Origin of the sequence: Actinoplanes cyaneus, from assembly GCF_016862095.1 — a bacterium.
Taxonomy (GTDB): Bacteria; Actinomycetota; Actinomycetes; order Mycobacteriales; family Micromonosporaceae; genus Actinoplanes; species Actinoplanes cyaneus.
In genome coordinates, this window is record NZ_BOMH01000018.1 from 138,418 (window position 1) to 158,783 (window position 20,366).

The following is a 20,366-nucleotide window of genomic DNA, read 5'->3' on the forward strand; positions in this document are numbered from 1 at the left end:
GGTCAGCGCGGCGGAGGAGGGATCATGCACATCTGGAACAGGCGCGTGCCGGCGATCCATCTCGTGCTCGGCCTCCTCTACGTCGCGGTGCTGCTGCTCTCCACCGCGGCACTGCGTGCCGGTCTCGCGCCGTACGAGCAGGTCGCCGAGGGCGCCCGCGTGGTCTTCGGCGTGATCGGCATGGTCGCCGCGATCCGGGCGTCCCGCGCGCCGGCGCTGCTGCCCCGGTTGCGGCAGGCGTGGCGGGCCGTCACCGTCAGCCTCGCCGTGCTGATCGCCTCCCCGCTGCTGGTCGCCGGCCTGAAAGCGGCCGGGATCACCGCCGCCGACGACGTCACGCACGTCGCGTTCGTGATCGCCCTGCTGGTCGCGCTGCAGCGGTTCCCGCTCGCCCCGATGAACCGCCGGGACCGGCTGAAGGCCGCGCTCGACGCCGGAACGGTGCTCGCCGGCGGCGGCGTGCTGCTCTGGTACGTGTCGTTCGGCCCCTACGTCGACGCGCACGGCCTGTCCCTCGCGGTCGTCGTCGCCGCCGGCGTCTACCCGCTCGTCGACCTGGCCCTGCTGTTCATCGTGGCGCGCGCCCTGCTGCGCGGCTCCGACCCGTCCGCGACGCGTCCTCTGCGACTGCTCGCGGCCGGGACGCTGATCCTGTTCGCCGGCGACGGCGTCCACGGATACCTGCGCGGGCACGACCGGATCGAGATGCACTCACCCTGGCAGTTCGTCTGCTGGATCACCACCGACGCGCTGCTCGCGGCGGCCGCCGCCGAACAGTGCCGGGCCATCGCCGCCGGTCGGCGCGCATCGCGTGGCGATCTGCGCGGCAGCCGTCGCCTGCCGTTCGCGGCGGTCGCCATGGCGCATCTGCTGATGCTGATCGCCGCCCTGCGGGAGGACACCCTCTACCCCTGGGGCGGCCTGGCGATCGGCGCAACCGTGCTCAGCGCGCTCGTCCTGTTCCGCCAGACGCTGGTGCAGCGGGAGAGCGACGAGCGGGCCGGCACCGACAGCCTGACCGGTCTTGCCAACCGGGCGCGGTTCCGGGCCACGTCGTACCGGAACCTGGCCCGCAACGCCCGGGCCGGCCGCCACTCGGCGGTCCTGGTGATCGACATGAACGGCTTCAAAGAGGTCAACGACACCCTGGGCCACAAGTCGGGAGACCTGGTGCTGGTCGAGTTCGCCGAGGTTCTCAAGCGCTGCGTGCCCGCCCCCGGGCTGCCGTGCCGGATGGGCGGAGACGAGTTCTCCGTCGTGCTGACCGATCTTGATTACCCGGAGCAGGCCTACGAGGTGGCCGGGCGGATCGCCGCGGCGATGGGCCCCGTCGCGATCGGCAACCGGCTCATCCCGCTCGCGGCGAGCATCGGCGTGGCCGTCTCCGCGCCGGGCGAGCTGACCCACGACGAGATCGTGCACCGGGCCGACCTGGCGATGTACCGCGCGAAGGCGCTCGGGCCGGAGACCCGGTGGGCGGTCTGGCAGGAATCCCTGGAACCCCAGGCCGCTGCCGCCTGACAAACCATTCCGCTGGTACGGGCGGTCCGGCGCGAGCCTCGCGGCGGACCAGTCCCCTGGATGACAGCCCCCCGCGGTCCTCAACCCCTCCGGAGTGACGTCCATCCCGAGCCCGGCACCTCCGGGCCGGGTGTCCCCTTCACCCCGTCCGCCCCCGGCCGCCCCCGGCCGCGGGCCGCCGACGAGCGCGAGCCGTCGGCGCGAGGCTCGCGGTCAGGGGCGGGCGCCGGCGGTCCGCAAGGCGGCCAGCATCCGATCCACCTCGCGCTCGTCGGTGGTCTCGCGGCCCGTGGAGCTCGGGGCTGCGGTGCCGAGCGTCAAGGCGGCGGCGTCGGGAACGGTGTGCTTCGCGGAGGCGTGCACGGCCTGCACCCCGAGCCGGACGAGTGACTCGATCAGTTCGGTGCGCACCCCGCCACCAGCCATGACCTCCACCCGGCCGGCGGCCGCCGTGACCAGGCGGGACAGGGCCGGCAGGCCGTCACCCACGGTGGTCGTCCCACCCGCGGTCAGGACCCGCCGCACCCCGAGCCCGTGCAGCGCCTCGATCGCCTTCTCCGGGTCGGGCAGCAGGTCGAACGCCCGGTGGAACGTGACGTCCGCACCGGCCGCGGCCTCGACGACACGCTCCACCAGAGCCTCGTCGATCCGTCCGTCGCGAACGCCACCGATCACGACACCGGCGGCGCCCTCGGCCACGGCGTGCCGGACGTCCCGGACGATGACAGCGGTCTCCGCCGCGGAGTAGTCGAAGTCGCCGGTCCGCGGCCTGACCAGCACGTGCGCGGGCCGCGCGCTCGGCATCGAGACGGCCGCCTCGATCAGGCCGAACGACGGGGTGACGCCGCCGAGCGCCAGCGCCGAGCACAACTCCACCCGATCCACCCCGCATCGGGTGGCGATGGAGAGGCCGTGCGCGTCCTGAACCGCAAGCTCGAAGGCGATCATTAAACAATCATTGCAGTAACGGGGACGGCCGCGGCAGCCACACCTCCGGCAACAAAGATCACAACCCCGCCCCGCCCACGCGAGCCGTCTCCACGATCAGCCGGCTGGCACTCACGGCTGCCTCACGGCCCCGCAACAGCCCCCAGCACCAGCCCACCCCCCGCGGCTGGCACTCACGGCTGCCCAACCGCCCCGCAACAGCCCCCAGCACCAGCCCACCCCCGGCGGCTGGCACTCACGGCTGCCCAACCGCCCCGCGACAACCCCCAGCACCAGCCCACCCCCGGCGGCTGGTACTCACGGCTCTCCCGCGCGCTCGAGAGAACCGTGTGCACCAGCCCGGATCGCGAGTCGCGGCAGAACCCACGGGTCGCCGACCTCGCGCGACGCCGTCGGCACTTCGGATCGCCGTGCGGCTCGCCGGCCGAGGAGGGTGGTCAGCGGTTGTGGTTGGCGAGGACCCTGGCCAGGACGGCGGTGATCAGGCCGGCCGCGACCACGGTCAGCAGGCCCACGCGCAGGCTGGTCCGGTCGGCGAGGAGCCCGACGATCGGCGGGGAGAGCAGGGAACCACCCCGGAGCAGCCAGCTCACGATGGTCAGGCCGGTGCCGCGCGGCAGCCCGGGCAACTCGTCGGCGGTGTGCATCGCGGCCGGGACCAGCGTGGCCACGCCGAGACCGGCCAGCGCGAAACCGGCCAGCGCGGCGGGCACGGACGGGAACGCCAGCGCCGCTCCCATCCCGATCGCGGCGACCACGCCGCCCGCTCGGACGACAGTGCGCTGGCCGAAGCGGTCGACGACCCGGTCACCGCTCAGCCGGCCCAGCGTCATGGCGACCTGGAGGGCCACCACGGCGAGACCGGCGGTGGCGGCGGTGGCGTGCAGGTCGGTGAGGTAGAGCGCGCCCCAGGACGCTCCGGCGTCCTCGACCAGCGCGCCGCAGGCCGCGAGGATGCCGAGGACGACGAGCATCCGGACGGCGGGCCCCCGGAACGACCGCCACCCGGCGGCGACAGCAGTCCCGGCGGCCGGAGCAGGCGCCGGTTCGGGATCGGCGGCGCGGCCGGCGTCCTCCCCGCCGGGAAGCGGATCGGCAGCGCGTTCCGCGTCCTCCCCGCAAGGAAGCGGATCGGCGGCGCGTTCGGCGTCTTCCCCGCCGGGGAGCAGGAAGCGGTAGGAGACCAGCGCGACCACGCTGAACAGCGTCGCCGAGATCGCCAGGTGCACGGCGAGCGGCAGGTCGAGCCCGGCCGCGGCGGAGCCCATCAACCCGCCCAGCACGGCGCCGACGCTCCAGACGCCGTGCAGCGAGTTGACGATCGAGCGGCCGTACAACCGCTGGACGCGCAGGCCGTGCGCGTTCTGCGCGACGTCGACGATCGAGTCGAGGGCGCCGACCACGAAGAGCACTGCCGCGAGCACGAGCCAGTGCGGCGCGAACGGGATCCCGAGCGTCGCGACGGCGGTCAGCACGATGCCGGCCGACGCCACGCGCGCCGATCCCCACCTGCGGATGGCCGCGCCGGCGAGCAGCCCGGCGAGCAGCGCCCCGACCGGGAACGCGGCGAGCGACGTGCCGAGCAGCGCGTTGCTCAGCCCGAGGTCGGCTTTGATCTGCGGGTATCGGGGGACGACGTTGAAGAACACGGCCCCATTGGTGAGGAACAGGGCGGCGACGGCGGCTCGGGCGCGACGGGCGTCCCGGGCCGGCCTGGCCATGACAGAGCTGGACACAACGATCTCCGAGGTCAGCGAAGGAAACGCTCGACGGCGTGCCGGATCTGGTCCGGGGTCATGGGGTCGGTGGAGAGGACGCTGTGTAGCACCAGGCCCTCGATGAGCGCGTCGAGCTCACGCGCCGTGGTCGGGTCGAAGTGGCGTTGCAGCGCGTCGCGGCTGCGCTGCATCCAGGCCTGGGTGACCGCCCGCAGTGCCGGGTTGCGGGCCGCGGCGACATACAGCTCGACGGCCATGACCAGCTCGTTCGGCGACCCGATCAGGTCGTCGCGGATGAGCGTGACGACCGCCTCGACGGCGCTCGCCCGGTCGGTGGCCGCGCCGAGCCGCTCGTCGAAGATGTCGGCGGCGGCGTTGGCGTGCCTGGTGAACGCCTCGGCGAGCACCTCGTCCAGCGATGCGAAGTGGTAGGTCATCGACCCGAGCGGCACGTCGGCGGCGCGGGCGATCTCACGGTGCGTGGTCGCGGCGACGCCACGCTCCGCGATGACGTGCAGGGCCGCGTCGATCAGCCGGTCACGCCGCCCGGGGTCGTGCCGCCGGGGCCTTCGCTCACCACTCATGCGTACGACCGTACACATGATGCGTACTCATGTACACAACAGTTTCGGAACCGTGCGACCAAGTCGGCGCTGACCTGCGTCAATGACGAAACCGGTGTCGGAACCGGTTCCGGCACCCATTGACACCGGTTGACGGCGGCGACACAGTGTCCGGCAAGAGAGCGTTTTCACAGGTTGTTCCCCAGCTGGAAACGACTTCGACACATCCTCCAGGAGTCCCCATGTCGATGACCCCTGCCCCAAGACGCCGACGAGGCTGGCTGTTCGCGGCCATCCTGCTCGGCTCCCTCTTCACGGTGCCGACCGGCGCGAACGCCGCCGAGACGCTCGTGTCGCAGAACAAGCCCGTCACCGCGTCGTCCTCCGAATGGGCCGGCACCCCGGCCGGCGCCGCAGTCGACGGCGACAACGGAACCCGCTGGTCCAGCGCCTTCACGGCCACGGGGTGGTTCCAGGTCGACCTCGGCGCCGCGACCTCGGTCAGCCGGATCGCGATCAACTGGGAGGGCGCCTACGCGAAGGCGTTCACGATTCAGTTCTCGGCCGACGGCACCAACTACACACAGGCCTACGCGACCAGCACGGGCACGGGCGGCCAGCAGAGCATCGCCGTCTCCGGCACCACGCGCTACGTCCGGGTCAACCTCACTCAACGCGCTCTGGAAGCCTACGGATACTCGTTCTGGGAGTTCCAGGTGTTCTCCGGCAGCGTCGTCACCAACCCCACCAACACCCTGCTCTCGTACGCGAAACCGGCGCGCGCCTCGTCCGAGCAGAACGACGTGAACTGCAACCCGTGCACGGCCGACAAGGCGTTCGACAACGACCCGGCGAGCCGCTGGGCCACCAGTTCCACCACCGGCTGGGTCGACCCGGGCTGGATCTACGTCGACCTGGGCGCCACCGCGAACGTCACCCAGGTGGTGCTGCAGTGGGACCCGGCGTACGCGAGGAGTTACCAGCTCCAGGTGTCGAACGACGCCACGAACTGGACGTCGATCTACTCGACGACCACCGGTGACGGGCTCAAGGACGTCATCAACGCCACCGGCTCCGGACGCTACGTGCGGATGTACGGCACGGCCCGCAGCGGCGCCTACGGCTACTCACTGTGGGAGTTCAGCGTGTACGGCACCGGCGGCAACCCGGTCACCCCGCCCGCGAAGCCGGCCGACCCGGTGTTCCCGGCGAGCCGCCTGGTCTTCTCCGACGAGTTCAACGGCGCCTCCGGAGCCAAGCCGGACACCGCGAAGTGGACCTACGACCCGGGCGTCCCGCAGAACGGCGAGGTCCAGTACTACACGCCGAACAGCGAGAACGCGTCGATGAACGGCGCCGGCCAGCTCGTCCTCGAGGCTCGCAAGCAGGACTACGAGGGCCGCCAGTACACCTCGGCCCGGATGAACACCAGCAACAAGTTCAGCGTCCAGTACGGTCGCGTCGAGGCCCGGATCAAGGTGCCCAAGGGCAACGGCCTGTGGCCGGCGTTCTGGATGATGGGCTCCGACTTCCTGCAGGGACGGCCGTGGCCGTACAACGGGGAGATCGACATCATGGAGATCCTCGGCCGCAACACCAACGAGCTGTACACGACGCTGCACGCGCCGGCGTACAACGGGGCCGGCGGTTACGGCCAGAAGTACACCTCGGCGGTGGACCTCTCGCAGGACTACCACGTCTACGCGGTCGAGTGGGACAGCAAGGGGATGCGGTTCTACCTCGACAACACGCTCGTCTTCAACGCGGTCAAGGACACCGTGGAGAACACCCGCGGGCCGTGGATCTACGACCACCCGTTCTACCTCATCCTCAACCTCGCGGTCGGCGGTGACTTCCCCGGCCCGATCGACGCCAGCACGCCGTTCCCCAGCCGGATGCTGGTCGACTACGTGCACGTCTACCAGTGACAGGTTCCGCGGCAGGGCCCTCCCCCAGGCCCTGCCGCGGTCACTGTCCACAAGAACCGAGGCCGGAACGAGCCGATCAGGACCTCCGGTCGGCCACCAGGTAGGAGGCCGCCGCGGTGACGGCCGAGACGACGAGCACCGCCGGCCACGAACCGATCTTCTTCGCCAGGGGATGCGAGAGACCGAAGGCTCCGACATACGTCGCGGCCAGCGCACCGGTCACCGCCGGGCTCGTCCGCCGGGCCCATTCACGACCCGCCGCCACTCCCCCGGCTGCCAGGACGACACCGCCGAGCGGCCGGATCCCGGTCCGCCGGGCGATCTGCCAGCCGCCGATGAGCGACCCGGCCGTGATCACTGCTGTGGGAACACGCATGCCCCGACCCTACCGCCGCCGATCACCCGGCCGGAGTTGCCCGGGGCCGCCTGGTCACGCGAGCAAGCTCTCGATCTCCTCCGGCGCCCGCATGCGCCAGGCGTCGGTGATCAGCTCGGTGAGGCGGGCCACCGAGACGCGCGGCAGGTGCAGCATGACCAGCGGGAACCCCTCGTAGCCGGGCGTCGTGAAGAACAGCTCCGGCTCGCCGAGGACCAGCGCCTGTTTCTCCGCCTCGTCGCCGACGTAGAGCACCGCGATGTCGGTGCGGATGACCCGCGGCTTCCCGGGCTGCCGCTCCGGATAGGACCAGACGAACCCCTTGTTCGCCACCCGGAAGTCGAACCCGTCGCTGTCGATCTCGACAACCTCGGGCAGTGCCAGCGCGAGCCGGCGTACGTCGTCCGCGTCAGCCATGCCGTGAGACTAACGATCCCCTACGACAACCTCGACGAGGCGGGACTGGTCGTTCACGGCATTACCGGCGAGCGTGACGATCCGCACGGCGCCGGTTCGCCGGGGCGCGAAGCGGGACACCCGGGAAACAGCGACGTTCCCGCGTACGGACGCCACCGTCGCCCAGCCGCCGGCAACCGCGACCAGCACGTCCCAGTCCCGCAGGCCCCACTCCGCCGTCGTGGTCACCGCCACGCTGCCGACCTGGTGTGACGTGGGCCAGTCGAGTTGCCACCAGTCCGGCCACCGCTTGCCGGTGGTGTCGTTCCACATCGTGTCGGCGCGACCGTCGATCGCGGCGCAGGCCGGCCCGGTCGCGCGCGCCGAGGAGGCGGTGACCCGGGAGGCGAGCGTCGTCAGGCCGGCGTCCGCGGGTGGCGCGGTGACCTCGACCGGCACGTCCACCACGCGCTTTCCGCTGGTCACCTGCACGTGATAGGTGCCCGGGCCGGTTCCGGTGGCGGCGCTGACCGCGACCGGCACGCTCGTCGTGTATCCGGGCGGCAGCCAGCTGGAGATCACGCTCCGGGGCAGGTGCAGCGCGACCGGGGCGGCGAGCGCCGCGTCGGCGTAGATCGGCTCCGTCCCGTCGTTGGTGAGCCGCACCGTCAGGTCCCGCCCGTTGCACTGCCCCGTCATGATCGGCAGCGTCCCCGGCTCGACCGTCAGCCCGCCCGTCGACGCCGGGCCACTCGTCGCCGCAAGCCCGCCCGGAACCGTCGGCCCGCCCGGCACTGTCAGCCCGCCCGGCACTGTCAGCCCGCTCGGCACCGTCAGTAGCAGGGCCGCCAGCCGGATCACGCCGTCACCAGCCCGGGACGTACCCGCTCCGACACGAACGACGCCCGCGTGGAGATCGTCCCGCCGCGCCGGGTCACCTCGGACATCACCCGGTAGTCTGCCCGCATCGTGTCCCGCCCCAGCTCGCACCGCACGTAGCCGCGCTGCCCGTTGGCCAGCCGCAGGTGCGGGTTGTAGGTTCGCTGCGTGTCGAGCTGAGCCGTGGTGTCGCTGCCGTCCCCGCCGCTGGTGATCGACGTGCCGACCAGTTCCACCGCCACCGCGGCCGTCTCCGGGCGCGCGAAATCCACCCGCAGGTCGGCCGCGTAATTGTTGTGGATGTCGCCGGAGATCACCACGGTTCCTGGCGTGTGCGCGGCGGTTTCCAGAATGCGCCGCCGATCGGCCGCATAGCCGTCCCACTTGTCCATGTCGAGGCGGCCCGCGGTTCCGCCGTACCGGCATTCCGCCATCATGATCTGCTGCGCCAAAATGTTCCACCGCGCCGGCGAGCGCCCGATCCTGTCGAGCAGCCAATCCCTTTGCTGCACGCCGAGAAGCGTCCGGGGCGGGTCGTCCCGGTCGTCGCATCCGGCTCGCAGATTGTCCCCGCACGCCTGGTCGCCGCGATACTGCCGGGTGTCGAGCACATAGGCGTGCGCGAGGTCCCCGAACCGGAACCGCCGATAGAGCGACATGTCCGGGCCGGCCGGCTGCCGCGGCCATCGCAGGGGCTGGTTCTCCCAATAGGCGCGATAGGCGTTCGCCCGCCGTACCAGGAAATCCTTTGCCGGAACGGTCGTGAATCGCGAGGCGTCGTTCGCATAGTTGTCCTGGACCTCGTGGTCGTCCCAGGTCAGAATCCACGGAAGGGCGGCGTGGGCGGCCTGCAGGTCCGGGTCGGTACGGTAAAGCGCGTACCGCATCCGATACAGGTCGAGGGTGTCCGTCTCGAGTTCGAAGGTGTCCGGCAGTCCCAGCGTGGAATCCATCCGGTTGCCGCCGACGCTGTTGATCGCGCCCTCGTAGATGTAGTCGCCGAGAAAGAACACGACGTCGAGCTCCTCGGCCGCCAGGTGCCGCCACGCGTCGTAATAACCGTCGGTGTACGCCTGGCAGGAGGCGACCGCGAAACGCAGCGACCGGGGTGCGGCGGCCTTGGCAGGAGCGGTCCGGGTCCGCCCGACCGGGCTCAGGTGTCCCTGACTGCGGAACCGGTAGTAATACTGCCGGCCGGGTCGCAATCCCCGGACGTCGACGTGCACCGAATGGCCGTACGCGGGAAATGCTGTCGCCGTGCCCTCACGGATCACTCTCGTGAATCGCTCGTCCTCCGAGACCTGCCATTCCACCGGATATCCCACCGGTGGCAGGCCGCCCGCGGGGTGGAGGGGTTCCGGCGCGAGCCGCGTCCAGAGCAGCACGCCGTCGGGCAGCGGGTCGCCGGACGCGACGCCCAGGGTGAACGGGTCGGCGATTCTCGGCGCCGGCAGTGTCCCGATCAGTGCCGCTCCGCCGAGAGTGAGGAGGCGGCGGCGGGGCATTCGCAGCATCAGCGTCTCCCGTATCCGGATATGTCAGCATTATGCTGGCTGACTGCCGTCATGGACGTCGCGACTCGAAACCCTTCGCGCGTACGGCGTGAGCCGCCCGCCCCGCGGTAATCCGATCGGGCAAGGTCGTCTTTGGCCGGGCGCATCCCGTGCGAGTAGCCTTCGCCGCGCCATGCCAGAGCACTCCTCCCACACCTCGTCCCCGGCCCCCGCCACCCCGCAGTCCGTTACCGCCACCCCGCGGTTCGTCACCGCCACCACGCACGCCGCTGCGGCCACCCCGTTGCTCGATGCCGCCGCCCCGCAGGCCGCCGGTGACGCCGCCCGGCCGGGTCATCCGTCGCGCCGGCGACTGGCGGTGATCTTCGGGGCCGTGGTCGCGATCCTCGCTGCCGTCAACGTGGCCGACAAGTTCGGGCCGCACCACACCGGCCTGGTCGCCGGGCCGATCGTCGCGCTGGCCCTGGTGCTGATCGCCCGCCGCGCCGGACTGTCCTGGCACGACCTCGGCATGTCCCGGCGCACGCTGGTCCCCGGCCTTCGCTACGCCGTGGGCGCCGTCGGCGTCGTCGCCGTGATCTACACGATCGGCGCGGCCGTCCCGGCGACCCGGGTCGCCTTCCACGACGTGCGCTACCACCTGCATCCCGGCGCCGCGCTGCTCACCGCGTTCGTGATCGTCCCGCTCGGCACGGTGCTGCTCGAAGAGGTCGCCTTCCGGGGTGTGCTGCTCGGCCTGGTCCATCGGTACCGGGGCGCGACGTGGGCCAGCATCACCTCGTCGGTCCTCTTCGGCCTCTGGCACGTGCTGCCGTCCCTGCGGCTGGCGCAGGTCAACCAGGCGGTCGGCGCGACGCTCGGGGTCGGGGCGACCGGTCGCGTGCTCGCCATCCTCGGCGCTGTCGCCTTCACGGCGGTGGCCGGGCTGCTGCTCTGCGAGCTGCGCCGCCGATCGGGCAGTCTGCTGGCGGCTGCCGCACTGCACTGGGCCACGAACGGGCTCGGGCTGCTGATCACGGCGGCGCTCGCCACGGTCCGCTTCAGCTGACGTCTCCGTCAGGCCGGCTTTCCAAGCGTCTCGTCAGATCGGCTGCGGGCGGCATCAAGCGTCTTCGGCAGGCCGCTCACTTCGGACGACCTGCTCCGGGCCGACTTCTCAGGCCGTCGAACTTGCGCGCTCCGCCTCGGCGAGGATCTCGCGGGCACCCTGGCGCATCAGCGAGACCGCCACCGCCGTACCCAGAAGGACCGGATCTCTTTCCCACTCGTGCGCGTCGGCGACCGTCTTGCCGTCCGGCGAGATCACCCGGGCCCGCAGCCCGATCCGGCCGTCCGGCTCCGTGCGGGCCAGCGCCGCGATCGGGGAATGACAGGAACCCTGCAGGATGTGCAACATCGTGCGTTCCGCGGTGGTCTCCGCCCACGCCCGCGCGTCGCCGAGGCTCGCCGCCAGCTCCCGGACCGCGACATCGTCCTCACGGCACTGCAACACCAGCGTGCCCGCGCCGACCGCCGGGACCATCGTGTCGACGTCCAGCGGGTGGGTGATCCGATCGGCCTCCCCGATCCGGTCCAGGCCCGACACGGCCAGCAGCAGCGCGTCATACTCCCCCGCGTCGAGTTTCGCCAGGCGGCGGTTCGCGTTCCCGCGGATCGGCTTGACGTTCAGATGCGGCCAGTGCAGGCCGATCTGCGCGATGCGACGGACCGCTGACGTGCCGACCACCGTGCCCGGCGGCACCTGATCGATCGGGACGCCGGCCGGATGCAGCCACGCGTCGCGGACGTCGTCGCGGGCCAGGTACCCGGCCATCACCGTGCCGGCCGGCGCGGGCCGATCCCCCGGGACGTCCTTCACGCAGTGGACGACCAGGTCCACCTCCCCGGCGAGCAGAGCGGCGTCGACCTCCTTGGTGAACGCCCCCTTGCCGCCGAGCGCGGACAGGCTCCCCTGCCAGCGGTCGCCGCTGGTCGTCATCGACAGCACCTCGGCCCGCACCCCGGGGTGGCCGGCGGCCAGCATCGCCTTGACCCGGTCGACCTGGGCGAGGGCCATCGGGGAGTTCCGGGTGCCGATGCGCACCGTACGCGATTCGGGCATACGGGCAGGGTACGCCCATCGCCACCGGCCCCGGCCGCCCACCCGGCCTCGCAGCGGCCGACCTCCGGGCACCGCCATGGTCCACCGACTCCGCCCGCGCCGGGCCCAACCTGCTGCCGGCACCAGCCGACGAACCGGCACCCCGCCGCAAGCTCAGCCCGCCCTCCGCACCAGCCGGCGATCAGTCACCGCGCCGAGGGCTCCCCGCCCCAAGAAGAGTCGCGGACCCGTCAGCGGCCGGCTCACCCTCACCAGCCGCGAGCCGGTCAGCGGCTGGAGGGGCTGAGCCGGGATGCCGGGCGGGCGGTCAGCAGCGCCGGCAGGTCGGCCATCGCGGTGAAGATGTGGGTGGCCCCGGCGTCCAGGAGCACCTGAGGAGCCTGGTGAGCCGGGCTGTCCGGCGGGCAGAAGCCGAAGACCACCGCGCCGGCCGCCACCCCCGCACGGACTCCGGTGGCGGTGTCCTCGACGACCGCGGCGCGGGACGGGTCGACGCCCAGCGCGGCCGCGGCGGCGAGGTAGACGTCCGGGGCGGGCTTGCTGCGGGGCATCTCCATGCCACTGAAGATCTTGCCGGCGAAGACCTGGTCGAGGCCGACCTTGCGGAGTTGCAGCTCGATCTTCGGGCGGTCGGCGCCGCTGGCGCAGGCCACGTTGCCGCGGAAGAGCCGGGAGATCTCGTGGGCCGCGGCCACCGCGCCCGGGATCGCCTCCAGCCCGGCGACCAGGGCATCGTTGCGTCGCCGGCGGAACTCGGCGATCCATTCGCCGGTGACCGTGAACCCGGTGTGGGCGGTGATGACGCCGACCTCGTCCACCAGCGCCCGCCCGACGAACAGCCGGAAGCAGTCCGCCTCGCTGACCGCCCACCCGAGCTCGTGCAGCATCGTGCGGAGGACTGAGTTCGTGATCCGCTCCGAGTCGACGAGCACCCCGTCGCAGTCGAACAGCACGGCCTCGAAGGAACGATCAACGGCATCCGGCATGGCGCCGACCCTATCCGCCCCCACCGCCCCACCGCCGTGGCCGCCTTCACACCGAGCGCGACCGAGCGGACCGATGCGGCTGAGCCCACAAGTCGCGTCGCGGGCCCGCGAGCGCCCGGTGGTGGGCGAGCACGACCGAGCAGTACGCGCCACAGCGGAACTCCGGTCCACGACCGCGCGAGCCCCGGCCCACGGATCCGGGCGCCTGGCCACGACAACCACCGGCTACTCGCTCGCGAAGGGCGGCCGGCGCGTTACTCGCGGAGCGGCCAGCGCGTCACTCGCGGAGGGCGGCCAGCGCCGTGGGCGGGGTCCGGAGGAGCAGCGCGGCCGGGATCAGGCTCGCCGCGAAGGCGACCAGCACGCAGACCCCGGTGACCGCGGCGATCACCGCCCACGGCGCGGCGATCTCCGCGGTGGTGACCAGCTCGGCCAGCCGGGAGCGGAGCCCCGCGAGCATGGCGGCGGTGACCGCGGCGGCGAGCAGGACGCCGAGCGTGACCACCGTGCCGGTCTCGGCGGCGATCACCGTCAGGACCTGGCGTGGGGTGGCGCCGCCGAGGCGCAGGACGGCGATGTCGCGGGCGCGGTCCGCCGTCGACATGACCAGGGTGTTCGCGATGGCGATGGCGGTGTAGAGCAGGGTCAGGCCGAGCAGCGCCACCATGGCGAGGTTGTTCATCCGGTTGGCCTCGGCGGCTTGGCCGGCGAAGTACGCGTCCGGGGTCGCGACCTGACCCGCCGGGCCTGCGGCGGCCGCGATCAGTCCCGGATCGCCGGCTCCGGCCAGGTAGACGGCATCGGCGCCGACAGCTGAGGGGCCGGCCGGCGAAGCGGCGGACGGATAGGGCAGGAGCACGGTGAGGCCGAGGTCCAGGGCGGGCGGGAGGACGGCGACGACGCGGGGACGCAGCGGTGTCGTGTCGGCCTGCCACAGCTGGATCTCGTCGCCGACGTGCCAGTTGCGGGCGCGGGCCAGGTCGGCGCTGATCACGACCGTTCCCGGGGTACGCAGGTCGCGGACCTCAGGTGGCAGCTGCCAGACCTGCTCGATGCCGGCCCCGACATACTCCGCGGTGATCAGCTCGACGCTGTCCCCGGTCGGCATGAACGCGGACCTGGAGCGGACCGGGACGGCCGCGGTCACGCCGGGGACGCGGCTCAGGGTGTCGACCGCCGGGACCGGCACCCCGACCGGGTCGATGGCGCTGACCAGCGACGACGCGGTGATGCGGGTGCGTGCGGCGGACTGCTCGGCCCGCTGGGCGGTCGTGGTCGCGGACAGGAGGGTCGCGGCCAGCCCGACCGTGAGGAGCACCGGTGCGACCGTCGACGCGGTGCGGCGAACGGCGGTCAGCGCGTTGCTCCGGGCGATCTGCACCGTCACCCCGGGGATCGGGCCGGTCAGCGCCCGGATCAGCAGCGGCGCGAGCAGGGGCGCGAAGAGGACGACAGCGATCAGCGCCAGGTAGGACGAGAAGAACGTCAGCGCGATCCCGTCCTCCCCGGCAACGGACCCGCCGGCGGCCACCGTCGCGATCGCGCCGCCGGTGAGGAGCAGCCCGAAGATCCACCGCGGGACGGTCATCACCCGCCGGTCGAGGGCCGCCTCGCGCAGCGCCTCGATGGGGCGCACCTTCCCGGCCCGCCGCGCCGCCGCCCACGTGCCGATCATGGCGATGACCAGGCCCGCACCGGCCGAGCACAGCACCGCCCACCCGTTGAACGCGACGTCGAAGCCGGCCGGCGCGAGCCCGTGGCCGATGAGCCAGCCCCCGCACCACGGCGCGGCCACGATCCCGAGGGCGCTCCCGGCGGCCGCGGCGACCACGGCCACGATAGCCGCCTCGCCGAGCACCAGCCGCCGCACCTGCCGGGGTGTCGCGCCGGCGGCCCGCAGCAGCGCCATCTCCCGCCGCCGCTGGCTGACCGCGAACGCGAACGTCCCCGCCACCACGAAGATCGACACCAGGACGGCGAGCCCGGAGAACGTCCCGAGCAGCGCGATCGTGTCGGTCAGCGCGTCACGGTCGGGGTCCGGCTCGGCCAGGGCACGACGGTCACCGGTCAGCGATTCGAGACCACTCCGCCGTACGGCCTCGGCCGCCCCGCCGTCCCGGAACGCCACCGCGTCCACGCGACCCCCGGCGAGCGCGACAGCCGAGGCGTCGGTCACGTAGACGGCGGCCGGCCCGGTCACCACGCCGGTGACCTTCCAGGTGGCGGTGGCCCCAGCAGTCCGGACCTCCAGGAGGTCACCGACCTGCTGCCCGGAAGCGACGGTGACCACCGCCTCGCCCTCCGCCGCGGGCGGGCGCCCGGCTGTCAGCGAGGCCGGATGCAGCGTGGTGCTCGCCCACGGGTGCACGTCGGCCGGGCTGTCCCCGATCATCACGGGGATCCGCCGGTCCACCACCGCGCCCGGCAGCGCGGACAACCGCGTCACGGCCTCCGCGGGGATCGGCGGCCGCTCACCGGCGGTGTTGGTGGCGTCGAACGCCCCGTCGCCCGACCCGAACCGCACGGTGACGGTGTCCGGCGGGACGGCGACCAGCGCCGCGCCGGAGAACCACACCGGGGCGCGATGGCGGCCGATCGTCGCGGCGATCGCCAGCCCGGTCACGGTGAGCAGGCAGACGCCGAGCGCGAGCGCCACGAGCACCCCGGCGAGGCCGGCCCACCGGGCCCGCAGCGTCTGCACGGCCAGGCCCAGCATCAGCGCACCGCCGGAGCGGACTCGAGGCCGGTCATCAGGTCGGCGACGGCGGGCGCGGGCATCGCCGGGTGGTCGGCGGCGACCCGGCCGTCGACCAGGAAGACCACCCGGTCGGCGCGGGAGGCGGCGACCGGGTCGTGGGTGACCATCACGATGGTCTGGCCGTGCCGGTCGACCATGTCGCGCATCAGGTCGAGCACGCCGCGCCCGGTCGACGAGTCGAGGGCGCCGGTCGGCTCGTCCGCGAAGAGCACCGCGGGCCGGGTGATCAGCGCCCGCGCGATCGCGATGCGCTGCTGCTGCCCGCCGGAGAGCTGGGCGGGGCGGTGGCCGCCGCGCTCGGCGAGGCCGACGGCGGCGAGCATGTCGCGCACCTGGCGGCGGCCCGGCCGGCGGCCGCCGAGGCGCAGCGGGAGCGCGACGTTCTGTTCCGCGGTCAGCGACGGCAGCAGGTTGAAGGACTGGAACACGAAGCCGATCCGGTCCCTCCGGAGCAGAGTCAGCTCGGTCTCGGAGAGGGTGGTCAGCTCGACACCGTCCAGCGTGATCGTGCCGGCATCCGGTTTGTCCAGGCCGGCGGCGCACTGCAGCAGCGTGCTCTTGCCGGAGCCGGACGGGCCCATCACGGCGGTGAACGTGCCCGCCCCGAAGCCAAGGGTGAGCGCGTCGAGGGCGGTGACCGCCGCGGCGCCCCGGCCGTGCCGGCGACGGACCCCACGCAGGTCGAGCAGAGGTTCCATGCCGAAGAGCCTGGCCGATCCGCCGCGCCTTCTCACTACCGCTCACGTGAGTCTTCGAGGTAGGGCCAGCACTACCCCGGACCGGAAACCCCCAGGATCTCCCGCGTACGGGGATCCGGCCCGTCGTAGTACCGCTCCAGCACCTGCCGGAACACGCCGGGTTCGGCCGCCGCCTCGGCGAACAGCGTCATCGACGAGCGCAGCTTCAGATCGTCCGGATACCCGAAGATCTGTGCCGCCGTCCGCCCCTCGACCCCGAGCAGCGTCCGCGCGCACTCGACCAGCCGCGGCCCGAGCACCGGATGCGCCAGGTAGTCGCGTGCCTCGGCCAGGTCCCGGATGGCGTAGGTCTGCGCCGTCGGACTCGACCCCAGCCCCGCCACCTGCGGGAACACGAACCACATCCAGTGCGAGCGTTTGCTGCCCGCGGCCAGCTCGGCGAGCGCCCGCTCAAACACCCCGTCCTGGGCGCTGACGAACCGGTCCAGATCACTCATTCCGCGAGCCTAGCGATGTGCGCGCCGGGGTCACCGGGGAACACCCGCCGCGCCGCGCCGAGCCCGCTGACCCCCTCCACGGTGACCTCGACGAGGTCGGCGTCGGCCAGCACCGTGGTCTCGCCGCCGGCCGGCATCCGCAGGATCACGTCGCCGTGGTCCCGCACCGTCCCGTCCGAGGCGGTCAGCCCGGCGACGCCGTTGACCAGGAACTTGTCCAGGTGCGGGTGCGGGGTGGCGATCAGCCGCTCGTCGCGCAGCGTCAGGATCCACGGCACGCTGCACGACGACTCGCTGACCCGCGCCACGAAGCAGCGCCGGCCGGCCGCGTCCAGGAACGGCGTGACCGGGCCGAGACTGCCGTGCTCGAACACTCCCCAGACCCGGGGGACGAAATCAAGACCGTCATAGGAGCCGATGGCGTACGCCGGAGCCACGCCCGCCACGAACAGCACCCACGCGCCGTCCAGCTCGAACAGCCGCGGGCATCGCCACCCGGCGGTCTCCCCGGTGGTCAGCACGCCGTCGTGGTCCCAGGTGAGCAGGTCGGCCGACCGGTACTGCAGGACCGCGGACCCGCCCGTGGCCGGTGACGCCACGACCAGCATCCGCCAGCCGCCGTCGACCGCCCAGACGAACGGGTCCCGCAGGCCGGCGAACCCCGCCGGGTCGGCGCCGAGCACCGGTCGCGCCGGCTCGGCCCGCCAGCCGTCCAGTTCCGGACCGGAGGTGGCCCGCCAGACGCCCTCGCCGGCCCGGGAGTGGAACATGACCGGCCCGGCCGGCCCGTCCACGACCGAGCCGCACCGCGGGTCACCCGGCGCGCCCGGCGCCGCCGAGGTCCCGCGCTCCCGCCAGATCACCAGGTCGTCCGAGACGGCGGAGCCCCAGCCCGCGGCCCGCTCGTCAGTGGTCCGGTGCTCGTAGAACAGCTGGTATCGCCCGTCCACCCGGAGCACCCCGAAGAGGTCGCCGACCCGGCCGTCGCGCGGGGTGAAGTGCATCCGGGGCCGTAGCCCTGCAGCCGGTCCAACGTCCATGCCTCTGCGTAACACCACGGGGACGCGGGCGCCAGACCGCACGGTGCCAATCAGTTGTCGAATTCACCGTCCTTGGCGCCGCCGACGAACGCCGCCCACTCGGACGGGGTGAAGAACAGAATCGGCCCGTCCGGGTTCTTCGAGTCGCGGACCGCCCGGCCGCCGTCGGGCAGGTCGGCCACCTCGACACAGTTGTCGGAGTAACTCCGGCTGCTCCGGCGCCAGGCCACCGTGCTCCGGTCGAACGTCGCGGCATAGGTCTTCTCTGCCATCTCGCACCTCCGGGGCACATTCTCCGCACCCGGCCGAGGGCGAAACTGTCCGTGATCCGACTTATCCTGAGATAGGCACGTTATTGCACGTGCGGCGGAACGTGCGCTCACAAGAGCAACCTGCCCTCAGATCAGCAACGTGCGCTCAGAAGAGCGTCGTCGGCTCCGGCGGGACCGGCACGGGCAGCGCCGGCAGGCCGGGCACCTTCGCGCGCACCTCGTCGTGGAACAGGCGGGCCAGCGCCGGCGCGTCGGCGTTGTCCGGGGTGTGCACGAACACCGTCGGCGAGCGCCCCTCGCGCAGCCAGCCGGCGACCGTCTCCACCCACGGCTGCCAGCCGGCCACGGTCCGCGCCGGGTCGTCACGGCCCAGATATCGGACGATCGGACGGTCGGTGAGCGCGGTGTCGCGGCGCGGCATGCGGGGCTTCTTCATCCACGCGTCGCGTTCGGCGTCACTGGTCGGGGGCGTGGCGAAGAACGCGGTGGTGTCGAACGGAACCCACTCGGCGCGGTGCTGGGCGAGCAGTTCCTCCAACCGGCGCGGATCGGTGAAGAAGTCGGGATGGCGGACTTCCACGGCGTACCGGAAATCGGTCGGCAGATCACGCAGGAAGCGTGCGAGAACAGCGAGGTCGGCGGGGCCGAAGGACCCGGGAAGCTGAATCCAGAGGGCGGCGGCACGCGGGCCGAGCGGCTCGATCGCGTCGAGGAAGACGCGCAGATCCTCGTCGGTGCCGGTCAGTCGCAGCTCGTGCGTGATGCGTTTCGGAATCTTCGGGAGCAGCCGGAAATCCGGGCCGGTCTGCTCGGCCCAGGTGGTGACGGTCGCGCGCGACGGAACGGCGTAGAAGGTGGTGTTGCCCTCGACCGCGTTGCACCATTCCGCGTACGCCCGGAGTTTGTCGCCGGGAGCGAAACGGCTCTGCCATGCCTTCAGGGACCACATCGCGCAGCCCACGTGCAGGGCCATGACTCCGGATCGCACCGGTGAACCGTATCCGGTACCGTCGCCCTTTCGGACGGGGAGGGATGATCGATGCCTTATTCACCGGGCGAGGTCGCGGGGAAACTCGGGGTGAGCATCGACACGCTGCGCTACTACGAGCGGATCGGGTTGCTGCACGGCATCGAGCGCACCACCGGCGGCCAGCGGGTGTTCTCCGACGACGACCTGGGGCGGATCGGGCTGCTGCGCTGCCTGCGCGACTCGGGCATGCCGATCGCCCGGCTGCGGCGCTTCGCCGAGCTGCTGCACGACGGGGACGAGGCCGCTGAGCAGCGCGTTCAGCTGCTCGCCGAGCACGACCGGGAGATCGACGAGAAGGTCGCCCAGCTGCGCGGGGAACAGGAGCGCGTGCGCGAGAAGATCGCCTGGTACCGTGCCGAGACCGTTCGCCAGGCCGGCTTGAAGGAGGCCCAGTGACCCGGCACGTGATCCGTGGCGCGTCCGTCCTTGTCCTGCTCGCCGGCATCACCGGCGGTGCCTATCTGGGTGAGCAGCGGCCGCCGCAGACCGGGTTCGTGCTCGACGCGGAGCAGGCCGAGACGAACGAGATGCTGTTCCTCAAGAATCGTCAGAACGCGCACGCCGCGGCCCGCTCCCGGGTGACCGTCGCCGAGGGCGTCGCCACGGAGAAAGCCGAGTCGGTCGCGAAGGCCGCCTCGGGATATGCGGAGAACCTCGACAAGAGTGTCGCCGCGGCGAAGAAAGCCGCGCAGCAGAAGGCGAACAGCGGACCGGTCGCCTTCGCCGGCCCGATTCCCAGTTCCTGCAGCGAATTCAGCGGCAGCCGCGCGGTCGGTTGCGCGCTGACCGTGCAGGCCGGTTTCGGTCTCGATCAGTTCGCCTGCCTGAACAAGCTGTGGAACAAGGAGAGCGGCTGGAACTACCGCGCCGAGAACCGCAGTTCCGGCGCCTACGGCATTCCGCAGTCGCTGCCCGGGTCGAAGATGGCCAGTTTCGGCTCCGACTGGAAGACCAATCCGGCGACCCAGATCAAATGGGGCCTGGACTACATCAAGAAGCGTTACAAGACGCCGTGCGGCGCCTGGAGCCATTCCGAGCAGTACAACAACTATTAGGTACGTCGTGAGCCGCGTCCCGCACCGTCGCGACGCGGCCTGATCCGCAGCCCCGGGCCGCGGACGCGCCGCCGGGTTTCCGGCTG

The 20,366-nt window shown here is 72.3% G+C and carries 20 protein-coding genes; 5 read left to right on the plus strand and 15 right to left on the minus strand.

What is annotated here, in order from left to right; genetic code table 11:
• Positions 1-24 precede the first annotated feature (24 nt).
• Positions 25-1,521 (plus strand): GGDEF domain-containing protein, encoded by a 1,497-nt coding sequence (locus tag Acy02nite_RS13090; protein ID WP_203740298.1) that lies wholly within the window; start codon positions 25-27, stop codon positions 1,519-1,521.
• A gap of 213 nt (positions 1,522-1,734) precedes the next feature.
• Here Acy02nite_RS13090 and Acy02nite_RS13095 read toward each other — a convergent pair whose 3' ends face one another.
• The 3 genes from Acy02nite_RS13095 to Acy02nite_RS13105 form a co-directional block, all read right to left on the minus strand.
• The gene (locus Acy02nite_RS13095; protein WP_203740300.1) at positions 1,735-2,469 is read right to left on the minus strand and encodes a copper homeostasis protein CutC; all 735 of its coding nucleotides are present in this window, start codon (positions 2,467-2,469) and stop codon (positions 1,735-1,737) included.
• A 437-nt stretch (positions 2,470-2,906) separates the two neighbouring features.
• A complete protein-coding gene (locus Acy02nite_RS13100; RefSeq protein ID WP_239174695.1) occupies positions 2,907-4,205 on the minus strand; it encodes an MFS transporter in 1,299 nt (432 codons plus the stop codon).
• Between the two features lie 14 nt (positions 4,206-4,219).
• Positions 4,220-4,771 carry a TetR/AcrR family transcriptional regulator gene (locus Acy02nite_RS13105; protein WP_203740302.1) on the minus strand — a complete coding sequence of 184 codons (552 nt, stop codon included), beginning with the start codon at positions 4,769-4,771 and terminating at the stop codon, positions 4,220-4,222.
• Positions 4,772-4,992: 221 nt separating this feature from the next.
• Here Acy02nite_RS13105 and Acy02nite_RS13110 point away from each other — a divergent pair, with 221 nt between their 5' ends.
• Positions 4,993-6,678: a discoidin domain-containing protein gene (locus tag Acy02nite_RS13110; protein ID WP_239174697.1), complete on the plus strand. Its 1,686-nt coding sequence runs from the start codon at positions 4,993-4,995 to the stop codon at positions 6,676-6,678.
• A gap of 76 nt (positions 6,679-6,754) precedes the next feature.
• On the opposite strand, the gene Acy02nite_RS13115 is transcribed toward Acy02nite_RS13110, so the two are convergent.
• From Acy02nite_RS13115 to Acy02nite_RS13130, 4 genes are read right to left on the minus strand one after another with little or no spacing between them, the layout of a single operon-like run.
• Complete coding sequence (locus Acy02nite_RS13115; RefSeq protein ID WP_203740304.1) at positions 6,755-7,054, minus strand: hypothetical protein; 300 nt, start codon at positions 7,052-7,054, stop codon at positions 6,755-6,757.
• Between the two features lie 54 nt (positions 7,055-7,108).
• On the minus strand, positions 7,109-7,471 hold the full coding sequence (locus Acy02nite_RS13120; RefSeq protein ID WP_203740306.1) for an MmcQ/YjbR family DNA-binding protein: 363 nt from the start codon (positions 7,469-7,471) through the stop codon (positions 7,109-7,111).
• A 9-nt stretch (positions 7,472-7,480) separates the two neighbouring features.
• Positions 7,481-8,311: a galactose-binding domain-containing protein gene (locus Acy02nite_RS13125; protein ID WP_203740308.1), complete on the minus strand. Its 831-nt coding sequence runs from the start codon at positions 8,309-8,311 to the stop codon at positions 7,481-7,483.
• Positions 8,308-9,843 carry an alkaline phosphatase D family protein gene (locus tag Acy02nite_RS13130; RefSeq protein WP_203740310.1) on the minus strand — a complete coding sequence of 512 codons (1,536 nt, stop codon included), beginning with the start codon at positions 9,841-9,843 and terminating at the stop codon, positions 8,308-8,310. Before Acy02nite_RS13130 ends, Acy02nite_RS13125 begins: the two co-directional genes overlap by 4 nt.
• 172 nt (positions 9,844-10,015) lie before the next feature.
• On the opposite strand from Acy02nite_RS13130, the gene Acy02nite_RS13135 reads away from it, so the two are divergent.
• The gene (locus Acy02nite_RS13135; RefSeq protein ID WP_264653265.1) at positions 10,016-10,891 is read left to right on the plus strand and encodes a CPBP family glutamic-type intramembrane protease; all 876 of its coding nucleotides are present in this window, start codon (positions 10,016-10,018) and stop codon (positions 10,889-10,891) included.
• A gap of 108 nt (positions 10,892-10,999) precedes the next feature.
• Here Acy02nite_RS13135 and hemC read toward each other — a convergent pair whose 3' ends face one another.
• The 8 genes from hemC to Acy02nite_RS13175 form a co-directional block, all read right to left on the minus strand.
• The gene (gene hemC, locus Acy02nite_RS13140; RefSeq protein WP_203740312.1) at positions 11,000-11,944 is read right to left on the minus strand and encodes a hydroxymethylbilane synthase; all 945 of its coding nucleotides are present in this window, start codon (positions 11,942-11,944) and stop codon (positions 11,000-11,002) included.
• A 266-nt stretch (positions 11,945-12,210) separates the two neighbouring features.
• The gene (locus Acy02nite_RS13145) at positions 12,211-12,930 is read right to left on the minus strand and encodes an HAD family hydrolase (protein ID WP_203740314.1); all 720 of its coding nucleotides are present in this window, start codon (positions 12,928-12,930) and stop codon (positions 12,211-12,213) included.
• 277 nt (positions 12,931-13,207) lie between these two features.
• Positions 13,208-15,646, minus strand: a complete 2,439-nt coding sequence (locus tag Acy02nite_RS47190; protein ID WP_203740316.1) for an FtsX-like permease family protein — start codon at positions 15,644-15,646, stop codon at positions 13,208-13,210.
• Entirely contained in the window at positions 15,646-16,386 is a 741-nt protein-coding gene (locus Acy02nite_RS13155) for an ABC transporter ATP-binding protein (protein WP_203740318.1), read from the minus strand. The genes Acy02nite_RS47190 and Acy02nite_RS13155 overlap by 1 nt, the downstream gene beginning before the upstream one ends.
• A gap of 71 nt (positions 16,387-16,457) precedes the next feature.
• Entirely contained in the window at positions 16,458-16,883 is a 426-nt protein-coding gene (locus Acy02nite_RS13160) for a DUF1810 domain-containing protein (protein ID WP_203740319.1), read from the minus strand.
• Positions 16,880-17,887, minus strand: a complete 1,008-nt coding sequence (locus tag Acy02nite_RS13165) for a glycoside hydrolase family 32 protein (RefSeq protein WP_203740321.1) — start codon at positions 17,885-17,887, stop codon at positions 16,880-16,882. Before Acy02nite_RS13165 ends, Acy02nite_RS13160 begins: the two co-directional genes overlap by 4 nt.
• 86 nt (positions 17,888-17,973) lie before the next feature.
• Positions 17,974-18,195 carry a DUF397 domain-containing protein gene (locus Acy02nite_RS13170; protein WP_203740323.1) on the minus strand — a complete coding sequence of 74 codons (222 nt, stop codon included), beginning with the start codon at positions 18,193-18,195 and terminating at the stop codon, positions 17,974-17,976.
• 145 nt (positions 18,196-18,340) lie between these two features.
• A complete protein-coding gene (locus Acy02nite_RS13175) occupies positions 18,341-19,168 on the minus strand; it encodes a DUF72 domain-containing protein (RefSeq protein ID WP_498063714.1) in 828 nt (275 codons plus the stop codon).
• Between the two features lie 66 nt (positions 19,169-19,234).
• Here Acy02nite_RS13175 and Acy02nite_RS13180 point away from each other — a divergent pair, with 66 nt between their 5' ends.
• Both Acy02nite_RS13180 and Acy02nite_RS13185 read left to right on the plus strand, forming a co-directional pair.
• Complete coding sequence (locus Acy02nite_RS13180) at positions 19,235-19,621, plus strand: MerR family transcriptional regulator (RefSeq protein WP_203740325.1); 387 nt, start codon at positions 19,235-19,237, stop codon at positions 19,619-19,621.
• Positions 19,618-20,280, plus strand: a complete 663-nt coding sequence (locus Acy02nite_RS13185) for an aggregation-promoting factor C-terminal-like domain-containing protein (protein ID WP_203740327.1) — start codon at positions 19,618-19,620, stop codon at positions 20,278-20,280. The genes Acy02nite_RS13180 and Acy02nite_RS13185 overlap by 4 nt, the downstream gene beginning before the upstream one ends.
• Positions 20,281-20,366: the final 86 nt, after the last annotated feature.